Genomic DNA, 13,492 nt, shown 5'->3' with positions numbered 1-13,492 from the left:
CGGCAGTGTAGCAGGCCGGCCTAGTCTTCCGCTGACACCTCGAGGCGCCGCGCGCGGCGGCCGTCGGCCGGGTCGAGCTGGAGGAAGATCGCCGCGCCCAGCATCGACAGCAGGCCGACGCACAGGTAGGTGGCCTGGAACGCCTGCAGCAACTGGCCCTCGCCGCCGAATTCGCGGCTGAAGCCGCCCAGCAGCGCCGCTGCCGCCGCCACCCCCAGGCCCATGGCCAGCTGCACCACCACCGACAGCAGGCTGTTGCCGCTGCTGGCGTCGCGGTTGTCCAGGTCGATCAGGGTGACGGTGTTCATCGCGGTGAACTGCAGCGAGTTGACCGCGCCGATCAGGCCCAGCTGGACGATCAGCTGCAGCAGCGCGGTGTCCGCATCGACCAGGGCCAGGCTGGCGATTAGCACGCCGAGCAGCAGGGTGTTGCCGGTGAGGATGCGGCGGTAGCCGAGGCGCTCGATCAGCGGCTTGGCCAGGGGCTTGACCGCCATCGCCGCCAGCGCCAGGGGGATCAGGCTCATGCCGGCCTGCGCCGGCGAGTAGCCCATCGCCAGTTGCAGCAGCAGCGGGGTGAGAAAGGGCAGGGCGCCGCTGCCGAGGCGGGCGAACAGGTTGCCGATGATGCCCACGGCGAAGCCGCGGGTACGGAACAGGCTGGGGGCGAACAGCGGCTGCTCGATGCGCCCGGCGCGCAGCCAGTAGGCGGCCAGGCAGGCCAGGCCGCCGAGCAGCAGGAGCATCACCCGCATGGTCGGCAGGTGCAGCTCGCCCAGGCCTTCCAGGGCCACGGTGATCAGCAGCATGGCGGCGCCGAACAGCACAAAGCCCGGGGTGTCGAAGCGGCTGCGGCTCGGCCCGCGCAGGTCCGGCATATGCCGCAGCGCCGCCCAGCAGCCGAGCAGGCCGACCGGCAGGTTGATCAGGAAGATCCAGTGCCAGCTGGCCACCTCCACCAGCCAGCCGCCCAGGCTCGGGCCGAGCAGCGGGCCGAGCAGGCCGGGCAGGGTGACGAAGCTCATGATCCGCACCAGTTCCGAGCGCGGGTAGGCGCGCAGCACCACCAGGCGCCCGACCGGCATCATCAGCGCGCCGCCGAGGCCCTGCACGATGCGCGCGGCGACCAGCATGGGCAGGGAGGTGGACAGGGCGCACAGCAGCGAACCGAGGCTGAACAGGGCGATGGCGCCGAAGAAGATGCGCCGCGTGCCGAAGCGGTCGGCGATCCAGCCCGAGGCGGGGATCAGCAGGGCCACGGTGAGCATGTAGGCGATCACCACCGACTGCATGCGCAGCGGGTCTTCGGCCAGGTCGGCGGCCATGGCCGGCAGCGCGGTATTGAGGATGGTGCCGTCCAGCGTCTGCATGAAGAAGGCGATGGCGACTATCCAGGGCAGCAGGCGGGCGGTGCGTGGGTCGAGCGGGGCGGGGTCGGTCATGGGCTCCTCGCAGGTGGCAGCCGGCACTGTAGAGCCTGGCGGCGCATTCGGCCAGGGCGCTGCTAGGCTTGTCGCTAAACAAGGCTTCCCGACTCGGGGTAAGGACGGCGGCATGCGCTGGGTTTCGTTATGGCTCGCTTTGGTCGCTCCCGCCCTGCTGGCGGCGCCCTGGTTTCCCTATCCGGTACAGGTCGACGGTCAGGCGCGCGAGTACCGGGCGCTGGCGAAAGCCGAGCGGCCGTGGCGCATCTGCGCCCTGTTGCCGCACGGCAAGGATCGCTACTGGTGGGGCGTGGCCTGGGGCCTGGACCAGGAGGCGCGGCGTCTCGGCGTGCAGCTGGGCATCTACGAGGCCGGCGGCTACGAGTACGGGCCGGTGCAGCTGGAGCAGTTCGAGCATTGCGTGGCGCTGGGCGCCGAGGCCTTCCTGCTGGCCAGCATCAATACCCTCGACCTGTGCCCAGCGGTGGCCGAGCAGCGCGCCGCCGGGCGGCCGGTGATCGACCTGGTCAATCGCCTCGACTGCACCGACCTCAGCGCGCGCTCGCGGGTGGATTTCGCCGACATGGCCGCGGCCACCCTGGCCTACGCGGTGCAGCACGGCGGCGGCCGGCCGCTGCGCATCGGCTGGCTACCGGGCCCGGCCGACGCCGGCTGGGTGCAGGATGCCGAACGCGGCCTGCAGGCCGCCCTGGTCGGCAGCGCGGCGACCCTAGTGCACGGCGGTTACGGCCCGGTGGACCGCAGCAGCCAGGCGCAGCTGGTGCGGGCGCTGCTCAAGGCCAACCCCGACCTCGACTACCTGATCGGCAACGCCGAGGCGGCGGCGTTCGCCGCGCAGCTGGTGCACAACCTCGGCGTGCGCGCCGAGGTGTTGGCCTTCTACGCCACCGAGCGGGTGCTGGAGCAGATCGGCGAGGGGCAGATGCTGGCGGCGCCGACCGATTCGCCGGTGATCCAGGCGCGCATCGCCCTCGACCTGGCGGTGCGCGGCCTGCAGGGCGAGGCGCTGCCGGCGCGGGTCGGCCCGCGCATCGAAATGCTCGACCGCGCGAGCCTGGCGCGTTTCGACATCGGCCGGCTGATGCCGCCCGAGGGCCACTGGATGATTCGCCAGGAGCTGCCGCAGTAGCAGCCGCTGGCGCGCCGTCAGGCCGCCGACACCGGCCGCTGCGGCTGGCCGCGTACCGGCGTGTCGCCGGCGACGAAGTACCTGGCGGTGCTGCGCGGCAGCGGCGCGCGGCCGCGAATCCGGTCGGCGATCTTCTCGGCGAGCATGATGGTGGTGGCGTTGAGGTTGCCGGTGATGATCTCCGGCATGATCGACGCGTCCACCACCCGCAGGCCCTGCACGCCGTGCACCCGGCCCTGGCCGTCGACCACCGCCATGGCGTCCTCGCCCATCTTGCACGAGCACGAGGGATGGAAGGCGGTCTCGGCATGTTCGCGGACGAAGGCGTCCAGTTCGGCGTCGCTCTGGCAGTCCGGGCCGGGGTTGATCTCGCGCCCGCGGAAGGCGTCCAGTGCCGGCTGGGCCATGATCTCGCGGGTGATGCGGATGGCGTCGCGGAACTCCTGCCAGTCCTGTTCGTGGCTCATGTAGTTGAACAGGATGCTCGGGTGCTGGCGCGGGTCCCTGGATTTGAGTTGCACGCGGCCGCGGCTGGGCGAGCGCATGGAGCCGACGTGGGCCTGGAAGCCGTGCTCCTTCACCGCGTTGCTGCCGTTGTAGTTGATCGCCACCGGCAGGAAGTGGAACTGGATGTTGGGCCAGGCGAATTCCGGACGGGTGCGGATGAAACCGCCGGCCTCGAACTGGTTGCTGGCGCCCAGGCCCTTGCCGCGCAGCAGCCAGTGGGCGCCGATGGCCGGCTGGTTCCACCACTTCAGCGCCGGGTAGATCGACACCGGCTCCTTGCAGGCGTATTGCAGGTACATCTCCAGGTGATCCTGCAGGTTCTGGCCGACGCCGGGCAGCTCGTGCACCAGGGGAATGTCCAGTTCGCGCAGCAGGGCGGCGGGGCCGACCCCGGAGCGCTGCAGGATCTGCGGCGAGGCGATGGCGCCGGAGCTCAGCAGCACTTCGCGGCGGGCGCGGACGATCACCGGGGTGTCGCCGTCGCCGTGCAGGTAGGCGACGCCGCTGGCGCGCTTGCCGTCGAACAGGATGCGGTCGGTCAGGGCGTGGGTGACGATGCGCAGGTTGGGCCGGCCGCGGGCCTGGTCGAGGTAGCCGCGGGCGGTGCTGGAACGGCGGCCCTGCGCGGTGACGGTGCGGTCCATGGGGCCGAAGCCTTCCTGCTGGTAGCCGTTGAGGTCGTCGGTGCGCGGGTAGCCGGCCTGCACGCCGGCCTCGACCATGGCGTGGAACAGCGGGTTGTTGCCGGCCTTCGGCGTGGTCACCGACACCGGGCCGTCGCCGCCGTGGTAGTCGTTGGCGCCGATGTCGCGGGTTTCCGCCTTGCGGAAATAGGGCAGGCAGTCCAGGTAGGTCCAGTCTTGCAGGCCCGGCAGCTTGGCCCAGTTGTCGAAGTCCAGGGCGTTGCCGCGGATGTAGCACATGCCGTTGATCAGCGAGGAGCCGCCCAGGCCCTTGCCGCGCCCGCACTCCATGCGCCGGTTGTTCATGAAGGGCTCCGGCTCGGTCTCGTAGGCCCAGTTGTAGCGCCGGCCCTGCAGCGGGAAGGCCAGGGCGGCGGGCATCTGGGTGCGAAAGTCGAGGCGGTAGTCGGGGCCGCCGGCTTCCAGCAGCAGCACGCTGACGTCTGCGTCCTCGCTCAGGCGGGTGGCCAGCACGTTACCGGCCGAGCCGGCGCCGATGATGATGTAGTCGAATTCTTGCGACATGGGCGTCACCTGTATGACGGGTCTGCGTAGCCCCTAGGGTGGGTTAGGCGCAAGACCGGGCTTGGTCTGCATCCGATTTCGGTGCGCCGTAACCCACCGGGTGGATCGGATTGGCGAACTGGTGGGTTACGCGGCGTTTGCGGCCTCTGGGCCTCAGGCTTCGAGGTGCGCGCCGCTAACCCACCCTAGGGGCGGCTATTCAAAACACCGAGGCGTAGCCGCCCAGTTCCACCTGCACCGACTTGATCCGGGTGTAGTGGCCGAGGGTGGTCAGGCCGTTCTCGCGGCCGACGCCGGACTGCTTGTAGCCGCCCACCGGCATCTCCGCCGGCGACTCGCCCCAGGTGTTGATCCAGCAGATGCCGGCTTCCAGCTGGTGGATGACCCGGTGCGCGCGATTGAGGTCGCGGGTCACCACGCCGGCGGCCAGGCCGTAGTCGGTGTCGTTGGCGCGGCGGATCGCTTCCTCTTCGCTGTCGTAGATGAGGATGCTCATCACCGGGCCGAAGATTTCCTCGCGCACTATGGTCATGGCATCCGTGCAGTCGGTGAACACGGTCGGCGCCACGTAAGCGCCCTTGGCGTAGTCGCCGTCGGTGACGCGCGCGCCGCCGATCAGCAGGCGCGCGCCCTCGGCGCGGCCCTTCTCGATGTAGCCGAGCACGCTGTCCATATGCGCCGCGCTGACCAGCGGGCCGAAGTTGGTGGCCTCATCCAGCGGGCTGCCCAGGCGGATGCGCTTGACCCGCTCGAGCACCTTGGCCTCGAAGCGCGCCTGCAGCATGCGAGGCACGAACACCCGGGTGCCGTTGGTGCAGACCTGGCCGGAGCTGTAGAAGTTGGCCATCACCGCGATGTCGGCGGCGCGGTCCAGATCGGCGTCCTCGAACACGATCAGCGGCGACTTGCCGCCCAGCTCCATGGTCACTTCCTTGAGGGTGGAGCTGGAGGCGCTGGCCATCACCTTCTTGCCGGTGCTGGTGCCGCCGGTGAAGGAAATCTTCTCGATGCCGGGGTGCTCGGTCAGCCACTGGCCGAGCTCGCGGCCGCTGCCGGTGAGCACGTTGAACACGCCGTCGGGCAGGCCGGCCTCGGTGTAGATCTCGGCCAGCTTCAGCGCGGTCAGCGAGGTGACTTCGCTGGGCTTGAAGATCATAGCGTTGCCGGCGGCCAGGGCCGGCGCGGATTTCCACAGGGCGATCTGGATCGGGTAGTTCCAGGCGCCGATGCCGGCGACCACGCCCAGCGGCTCGCGGCGGGTGTAGACGAAGGAGGATTCGCGCAGCGGGATCTGTTCGCCCTCGATGGCCGGGATCAGCCCGGCGTAGTACTCCAGCACGTCGGCGCCGGTGACGATGTCGACGTTGCGGGTTTCGGAAAGCGGCTTGCCGGTGTCCAGGGTCTCCAGCTCGGCCAGCTCGTCGTTGCGCGCGCGCAGGATGTCCACCGCCTTGCGCAGGATGCGCGAGCGCTGCATGGCAGTCATCGCCGCCCAGACCTTCTGCCCCTGCTTGGCGCTGGCCACCGCACGCTCGACATCGGCCTGGCTGGCGCGCTGCAGGGTGGCGAGCACCTCGCCGGTGGCCGGGTTGATGCTGTCGAAGGTCTGGCCACTGCTGGCGGCGACGTAACGGCCACCGATATAGAGCTGCTGCTGGTCGAAGCGGGGCATGGGCTGTCCTCTGGGCGCGAATGAATTGGCTAGAAAACAGCCTATTTTATTTAGATTGAACGATCAATCAATAAAAACGACAGTGCGCAGCTAATCGCGACATGCAGGCAGTCGGGTGCGCCATGCGCACCGCGCGATCTCGGGGGGATTCGATAAACCCTGCAGCCGCCTGGCTTCGCGGCATTGCAGCGGCGCTGATTCGAGTCGGCGACCGGCTTTGCAGACGGTGCGCGCAGCCTGGGCGGCCCCGCGACCGCTTAGCAGGCCTTGCCCAGTTGCAGATCGAGGTAGTCGTAGGCGATACGGCGCGCCTGCTCGGTGTCGAAGGCTTTGCCGGACAGCGCGCCGCGCAGCCACAGGCCGTCGATCAGGGCGGCGAGCCCGCGCGCGGCGGCGCGCGCCTCGTCGGCCGGCAGCACGCGGCGGAACTGGCCGCACAGGTTGGAATACAGGCGGTGGTCGTTGACCCGCTGCAGGCGGCGCAGCGCCGGCTGGTGCATGCTGCTGGCCCAGAACGCCAGCCAGGTCTTCATCGCCGGGCCGCTGACCTGGCTGTCGTCGAAGTTGCCGTCGATCATCGCCTTCAGGTGAGCGCGCGGACCGTCCTCGCGCAGCGCCCGGCGGCGTTCGCCCACCGCCTCGCTGAGCGCCTGCATCAGGTGACGCATGGTCGCTTCGAGCAGGCCGTTCTTGTCGTTGAAGTAGTGACTGATGATGCCGTTGGATACCCCGGCCAGGCGGGCGATATAGGCGATGCTGGCATCGGCCATGCCGACCTGGTCGACGGCCTCCAGGGTGGCGGCGATCAGTTGCGAACGACGGATGGGCTGCATGCCGACCTTGGGCATGGGTCTCTCCAGCGGGGGGAAGTAGGGCCGGAGTCTAGGCGGATTTTGATCGTTCGATCAATCAATGCGGGGTCCGGGCATGGCGCCGCTGTCCCTGCTGGCCAGGTTATTGGAACAGGATATTTGCCAGGAAGAGGGCCGTGCTCAGCGCGGTGCCGAGCAAGAGGTGGCGGGTGAACAAGGCCGTCACGCTGCGGCCATCCTGGCCGTGACTCAGCGCGGCCAGCACGCGCTCGTTGCAATGAATGGACACCAGCACGGCCGCCACGCAGACGCCGATGATGAGGAGCGTGCCGCCAAGGTTGCCCCACAGGTTCCAGGTCGCCGGTGCGAGCCAGGCGGGAAGGTAAGGTAACAGCAGCAGCTTGCAGCCCTCGGGGCTGCCGGCAATGACCTGTACCCGGCGTTCGAAGGTGTTGCGCGGCAGCCGTGGTGGTAATGGGCGCTGGTGCTTCATCGTGAAGACCGGGTGCAGTCCTGGGGCGCGCGATGATAACGCCGACGCCTGGCCGGTGTCGTGGCGCGCGCGGCGCCCCCCGAGGCCGCATCGCCAGCAACGACGAAGCGGGCCTGAGCCCGCTTCGTGTTCACGCCAGTCTGAGCCTTACTGCAACCAGCCCGCGACGCGCTCGGGGTTGGCGGCGATCCAGTCCTTGGCGGCCTGTTCCGGCTTGGCGCCGTCGCGGATGGCCAGCATCACCGCGCCGACTTCCTCGCCGCTCCAGGAGAACTTCTTGAGGAAGGCGGTGGCGTCGGCGGCCTTGGCCTCCAGGCCCGGGTTGACCACGGTGTCGACGTGCTCGTCGTCGCCGTAGACCTTCTTCGGGTCTTCGAGGAAGCGCAGTTTCCACTTGGCGAACATCCAGTGCGGAATCCAGCCGGTCACCACTATGGGCTTGCCCGCCTTCTCGGCACGGGTCAGGGCGGTGGCCATGGCCGGGCCGGAGCTGGGCATCAGCTTGATGCTGGTCAGTTCGTACTGCTTGATGGCGTCTTCGGTGCGGCGCATCACGCCTGCGCCGGCGTCGATGCCGGTGATCTTGCCGTCGAAGTCCTTGGCGTACTTCTCCAGGTCGGCGATGGTCTTGGCCTCGACGTAGTCGGGCACGATCAGGCCGATCTTGGCGCCCTGGTAGTTGGCGCCGAGCACCACCACCTTGTCCTTGAGCTTGGCGTAGTACTCGCCGTGGGTGGCCGGCAGCCAGGCCGAGAGGGTGGCGTCGAGGTCGCCGCGAGCCACGCCCTGCCACATGATGGCGGGTTCGACCGGCTTGAGTTCCACCGGGTAGCCGAGCTTGCTCTGCAGGATCTCGCCGGCGACATGGGTGGCGGCGACGCTGTCGTCCCAGCCGTTGACGTAGCCGATCTTCAGGGTGGGTTTGTCGGCGGCGAGGGCGCTGCCCAGGCCGAGCGCCAGGGCGGCGGCGCCGAGGCAGAGTTGCTTGAGTACGCGCATATCTTGGTGCTCCGTCAGTTGAGTGGCAGTTGCAAAGGTGTTGACTGGCTCGTTCTGATTGCGGGCCTGGCGCGCCGGCCGTCGCTGCTGGCCGCCGGTTCGCGGGCAAAGCCCTCCCCATCGCGGTCTGGCCGCGACCGCGCGTGCATCGATGAGGAGGTTTCCAGGCCCGGAGGATGCGCGTCCGGGCCCGAATACGGGGTGGCGTCAGAGGCCGACGTGTTTCTTCACCGCGGCCGCGCCGTCCTGGCCGTCGAAGGTGGTCACGCCGCTCAGCCACTGGTCGAGGATCGCCGGGTTGGCCTTGATCCAGGCCTTGGCGACGTCCTGCGGGTTTTCCTTCTCCAGCACCTTTTCCATCAGCTGGCTTTCGATCTCGACGCTGAACTGCAGGTTGTTCAGCAGTTTGCCGACGTTGGCGCAGCGCGCCTCGTAGTCCGGCGGCACCACGGTGTAGACCTTGGCCGCGCCGTAGTCGGGGCCGAACACCTCGTCGCCGCCGGCCAGGTAGGTGATGTCGAACTGGGTGTTCATCGGGTGCGGTGCCCAGCCGAGGAATACCACCGGCTCCTGCTTCTTGATCGCCCGCGACACCTGCACCAGCATGCCGGCCTCGCTGGACTCGACCATGCGGAAGCCGCCGAGGCCGAACTGGTCGCCCTTGATCATGCCGTCGATCAGCAGGTTGCCGTCGTTACCCGGCTCGATGCCGTAGATCTTGCCGCCGAGCTGGTCCTTGAACTTGGCGATGTCCTGGAAGCTTTTCAGCCCCGCCTCGGCGGCGTAGGTCGGCACCGCCAGGGTGTACTTGGCGCCTTCGAGGTTGGGTTTTTCCAGCACCTTGACTCCGCCGTCCTTGCGGAAGGGCTCGATCACCGCGTCCATCGACGGCGCCCAGTAGCCGAGGAACACGTCGACCTGGCCGTTCTTCACCCCGGTGAAGGCGATCGGCACCGAGGCCATGATCTTGCGCGGCTGGTAGCCCAGGCCTTCGACCAGGGTCATGGCCACGCCGGTGGTGGCGGCGATGTCGGCCCAGCCGATTTCGGCGAAACGCACCTGCTTGCAGCTTTCCGGCTCGGCGGCCCAGGCGCCCTGCGCCAGGGCGCAGGTCAGCAGGGCGAGGGCGGCGGTGGTCTTGATCGTGTTCATCTGCGGTTCCCTGTGAGGTGAAAAGACGTTTACTGGCGCTGCAGCTTGCCGCTGAACCAGGCAAAGATGCCGCCGCGGGCGGTCTGCTTGGTGCCGAAGCTCTCGGTGATGCGGTCGAGGATGATCGCCAGCAGCACCACGGCCATGCCGCTCTCGAAGCCTAGACCGATGTCGAGACGCTGGATGCTCGCCAGCACGTCGTTGCCCAGGCCACCGGCGCCGACCATGGAGGCGATGATCACCATCGACAGCGCCATCATGATGGTCTGGTTGACCCCGGCCATGATCGACGGCATGGCGTTGGGCAGTTGCACCTTGAACAGCAGCTGGCGGCCGTTGCAGCCGAACGACTGGCCGGCCTCGATGATTTCCTTGTTGACCTGGCGAATCCCCAGGCTGGTCAGGCGCACCGCCGGCGGCATGGCGAAGATCACCGTGGCGATGATCCCCGGCACGCGGCCGAGGCCGAACAGCATGGCCGCCGGGATCAGGTAGACGAACGCCGGCATGGTCTGCATGAAGTCGAGGATCGGCCGGATCACCAGCGCCACCCGCTCGCTCCTGGCCGCCCAGATGCCCAGCGGGATGCCCAGCAGCAGGCTGATCAGGGTGGCGGAGAAGGTCAGGCCGAGGGTCACCACGGTCTGTTCCCAGAAGCCGGTCATGACGATGAGGATGAACGACACCGCGGTGAAGGCGGCGAAGCGCGCGCCGATGCGCCACAGGCCGAGGCCGACGAAGATGGCGATGAGCAGCCAGGCCGGCGGCAGCATCAGCAGCTGCTCGATGCCTTCGGAGAAGCCGCTGACCAGGCTGCCGACGCTGTCGAAGGCGCCGCTGTAGTTGTCCAGCAGGTGCTGGACGACGTCGTTGACCCAGCTGCCCAGGTCGAGTTTCTTCTCACTCATGGGATTCCCCCTGCAGGCGGGTCAACAGCCGGCCCTTGCTGATGGCGCCGCAGTAATGGCCCTCGGCGTCGACCACCGGGATCGGCCCTTCGTTGTCCACCAGGCGGTCGATGACCTTGTCCAGCGGCATGTTTTCCGGCACCGGCACCACCTGCTTGAGGGCCGTGGTCTCCAGCGGCCGCGGCGTGTCGCCGTCGACCATCAGGGCGATCTTCTCCAGGCTGATGGAACCGCAGAAATTGCGTTGCTCGTCGACGATAAAGGCGTAGTGCTTGTCCAGCGCCTGCAGTTCCTTGCAGATCTTCGCCGCATCCGGCGCCTTGCCGTTGTAGACGTAGGTCGGCACGCTGTCGGCCTTGAGCTGGCCGGCGGTGAGGTAGCGGCTGGTGTCGACGGTGTCGAAGAAGTTGCGCACGTAATCGTTGGCCGGCTTGTCGATCAGCTCCTGCGGGGTGCCGACCTGGATCAGCTTGCCGCCCTCCATGATGCCGATGCGGCTACCGATGCGCATGGCTTCCTCGATGTCGTGGGAGACGAAGATGATGGTGCGTCGGTGGGTCTTCTGCAGCTCCAGCAGCACGTCCTGCATCTCGCGGCGCTTGAGCGGGTCGAGGGCGGAGAAGGCCTCGTCCATGATAATCATCGAGGGGTTCACCGCCAGCGCGCGGGCCAGGCCGACGCGCTGCTGCATGCCGCCGGACAGCTCGTGCGGGTACTTGTGGGCGAAGGTGTCGAGGCCGACCTGCTTGAGCACGTTCATGGCGCGCTGCTCGCGTTCCTTGCGGCTAACGCCGGCCACTTCCAGGCCGAACGCGGCGTTGTCCAGCACGCTGCGCGAGGGCATCAGGGCGAAGGACTGGAAGACCATGCTCATGTCGCGCCGACGCAGGTCGATCAGCTGCGACTGCGGCAGCTTGGCGACGTTCTGTCCGTCGATGTAGACGTCGCCGCCGCTGGGTTCGACCAGGCGGTTGATCAGGCGGATCAGGGTGGACTTGCCGGAGCCGGACAGGCCCATGAGGACGAAGATCTCGCCCTCCTCGACGCTGAACGAGACATCGCTGACGCCGATCACCGCGCCTTTCTCGGCGAGGATCTTCTCCTTGCTCCAACCTTCCTTGAGCAGCTCGATGGCTTCTTGTGGGTTGGGGCCGAAGACCTTGTACAGGTGCTCGACCACGATCTTTCCAGACTGCATGGGACGTTTCCCCTTCAATCGGCATCCTGTTCAGACTGGCACAAGCTGGCGCGCGCCGTCGGGGCGTTCGTCAGGTGCGTCAGACTTCCGATGCCTGTGTGGGTGTGTGCTGAATGTCGGGGGGTTGGCGAGCGAGTTGCGCCGGGATGCGGCAGGGGCGCTCGGGCACGCCGCAGCGCACGCAGGATGGACGCGGTGCGCCCTGTGCGTTGCCCGATCGTGCAGATGAGTGTCCCATGCCTTGCCGTGTTGCAAACCGCTTTCCAAACCCTCTGGCAGTGTTTCGAAACCCAGTCCCTTGGGGGTTCATACGCCGTCCTGGCGCATGCGTGCATCCGAAATTTCTTGTTGGTCCGGCGCCCGTCGGGAGGGCGCCGGCGCTGTCTGTTCTTCGGTCCAGAGGTGTGGGCTCTGGTCTGCCGCCCTGCTGGGCAGTGGCGGCAGCGACGTTATCGGCTGACTCAACGATATAGCCTTGGAGGCCCGGCAATTGTCGATTTGCGACTCTGACGTGTTGCGCCACGACATGCCGTCGTCCGCCGCCTGTTGTCGTGCATTCGCCGCCGGTTCGCTGCGCCTGTGGCCGTTGACTGCAAGCTGCAGCCTTGAAAAACCTTAACAGACTTTTTTAGCCCTTGGCCAAGGCTGCAGGCCGCGCCGGGCCTGATTCGCGGCCCGGCGAGAAGGCGTCAGGCGGCGTATCGCGGGGGCTGCGGCGCCATCGAAAAAAAAACGCCGCGAGGGCAATGGGCGAGGCGATCGGAGCGTTGCCTGGGCCAAGCGGCCTTGCCGCACGAGCGGCCAACGGCTGCTGCGCCGCGCTCGGCGCTCCGGACGCTTCAGTGCCCCGGCGACAGGCCGAAGAGGCCGCCGCTGGGCGTGCCGCGCTGGTGGGTCACGCCCGCGAGCCAGGCGGCGATGGTCTGCGGGTTGTTCTCGATCCAGGCCTTGGCTACCCGGCGGCGGTTGGTGTTGCCTTCCAGCACCGCGCTCATCAGCTGGTTCTCCGCGGCGATGGTGAAGGTCATGTTGCGCAGCAGTCGTGTCAGGTTCGGGCATTCGGCGCTGAAGCCGCCGCGCGCCACGGTATTGACCTGCGCCGCACCGAAGTCGGGGCCGAAATACTCGTCGCCGCCGGCCAGGTAGTGCATGCGCAGGCGCTCGTTCATCGGGTGCGGTTCCCAGCCGAGGAACACCGCCCATTTGCCCAGGCGCTGGGCGCGTTCGACGTGATTGAGCATGCCGCTCTCGCTGGACTCCACCAGGCTGAAGCCGCGCAGGCCGAAGCGGTCGTCGCGGATCATCGCCTTGACCATCTCGTTGCCCTCGTTGCCGGGCTCGATGCCGAAGATCTGCCCGCCGAGCTGCTCCTTGAACTTGTGGATATCGGCGAAATCCTGCAAGCCGGCCTCGTAACCGGGGGCCAGCACCGCCAGGGTGTAGCGCACGGCCGGCAGGTTGGTGTGCAGCAGCTCGATCCGGCCGCTGTCCAGGTGTACCTGGATCAGTTCGGCTTGTGCCGGCATCCAGTTGCCGAGGAACACGTCCATCCGGCCTTCGGCGAGGGCGCGGTAGGTCTCCGGCAGCGACAGGCGCTTGATCTGGGTGCGGTAGCCGAGTTCGCCGAGCACCAGGCGGGCCACCGCGGTGGTCATGGTGATGTCGGTCCAGCCGACGTCGGGCAGGCGCACCAGCTCGCAGCGAGCGGCCTCGGTGGCGTGCAGGCTGCTGGAGCCGAGCAGGGTGAGCGCGAGCAGCCAGTGTGCGAGTCTGTTCATGGATCGTCCTTGCCTGGTTGGGGAGCGGCTTGGCCTGGCGGGCGTGCACGCCAGTACAGCGCAAGCCGCGCCGCCGAGGAGGGCGCAATGCGACCTCGACATGCCGAAAACAGACCTGCCTCGCGCGTGCGTCGGCATCGGGCGCCCTGCTTCGCTCTCCCTCCTGCATCCATGCGGTCGGCGACGACGAC

Annotated in this window: 11 protein-coding genes; 1 reads left to right on the top strand and 10 read right to left on the bottom strand. The window is 68.0% G+C overall.

The genetic code is table 11. The features are described from left to right. Positions 1–20: 20 nt before the first annotated feature. Positions 21–1,442, bottom strand: a complete 1,422-nt coding sequence (mdtD, locus tag AC1G9C_RS22880) for a multidrug transporter subunit MdtD (protein ID WP_480408876.1) — start codon at positions 1,440–1,442, stop codon at positions 21–23. Positions 1,443–1,554: 112 nt separating this feature from the next. Here mdtD and torT point away from each other — a divergent pair, with 112 nt between their 5' ends. Further along, complete coding sequence (gene torT / locus AC1G9C_RS22875) at positions 1,555–2,574, top strand: TMAO reductase system periplasmic protein TorT (RefSeq protein WP_480408875.1); 1,020 nt, start codon at positions 1,555–1,557, stop codon at positions 2,572–2,574. Between the two features lie 17 nt (positions 2,575–2,591). Here torT and betA read toward each other — a convergent pair whose 3' ends face one another. The 9 genes from betA to AC1G9C_RS22830 all read right to left on the bottom strand — a co-directional run bounded on the left by betA (position 2,592) and on the right by AC1G9C_RS22830 (position 13,301). After that, complete coding sequence (gene betA / locus AC1G9C_RS22870; protein WP_480408874.1) at positions 2,592–4,289, bottom strand: choline dehydrogenase; 1,698 nt, start codon at positions 4,287–4,289, stop codon at positions 2,592–2,594. Positions 4,290–4,488: 199 nt separating this feature from the next. After that, the gene (betB, locus tag AC1G9C_RS22865) at positions 4,489–5,961 is read right to left on the bottom strand and encodes a betaine-aldehyde dehydrogenase (RefSeq protein WP_021444416.1); all 1,473 of its coding nucleotides are present in this window, start codon (positions 5,959–5,961) and stop codon (positions 4,489–4,491) included. Between the two features lie 257 nt (positions 5,962–6,218). Further along, complete coding sequence (betI, locus tag AC1G9C_RS22860; protein WP_122109387.1) at positions 6,219–6,809, bottom strand: transcriptional regulator BetI; 591 nt, start codon at positions 6,807–6,809, stop codon at positions 6,219–6,221. Between the two features lie 106 nt (positions 6,810–6,915). Then, a complete protein-coding gene (locus AC1G9C_RS22855) occupies positions 6,916–7,266 on the bottom strand; it encodes a hypothetical protein (protein WP_480408873.1) in 351 nt (116 codons plus the stop codon). 147 nt (positions 7,267–7,413) lie between these two features. Further along, a complete protein-coding gene (locus AC1G9C_RS22850; RefSeq protein ID WP_021443418.1) occupies positions 7,414–8,265 on the bottom strand; it encodes a glycine betaine ABC transporter substrate-binding protein in 852 nt (283 codons plus the stop codon). A 207-nt stretch (positions 8,266–8,472) separates the two neighbouring features. Further along, entirely contained in the window at positions 8,473–9,417 is a 945-nt protein-coding gene (locus AC1G9C_RS22845; RefSeq protein WP_021443419.1) for a choline ABC transporter substrate-binding protein, read from the bottom strand. 29 nt (positions 9,418–9,446) lie between these two features. After that, the gene (locus AC1G9C_RS22840; RefSeq protein WP_021443420.1) at positions 9,447–10,325 is read right to left on the bottom strand and encodes an ABC transporter permease; all 879 of its coding nucleotides are present in this window, start codon (positions 10,323–10,325) and stop codon (positions 9,447–9,449) included. Continuing rightward, positions 10,318–11,523: a quaternary amine ABC transporter ATP-binding protein gene (locus tag AC1G9C_RS22835; RefSeq protein ID WP_480408872.1), complete on the bottom strand. Its 1,206-nt coding sequence runs from the start codon at positions 11,521–11,523 to the stop codon at positions 10,318–10,320. The genes AC1G9C_RS22840 and AC1G9C_RS22835 overlap by 8 nt, the downstream gene beginning before the upstream one ends. Before the next feature lie 839 nt (positions 11,524–12,362). Further along, positions 12,363–13,301 carry an ABC transporter substrate-binding protein gene (locus tag AC1G9C_RS22830; protein ID WP_480408871.1) on the bottom strand — a complete coding sequence of 313 codons (939 nt, stop codon included), beginning with the start codon at positions 13,299–13,301 and terminating at the stop codon, positions 12,363–12,365. Positions 13,302–13,492 lie beyond the last annotated feature (191 nt).

It is taken from the genome of Pseudomonas sp. ABa2 (assembly GCF_056676075.1).
Note: the sequence above shows the minus strand (reverse complement) of the source record. Positions and strands in the feature narration are given on the sequence as shown.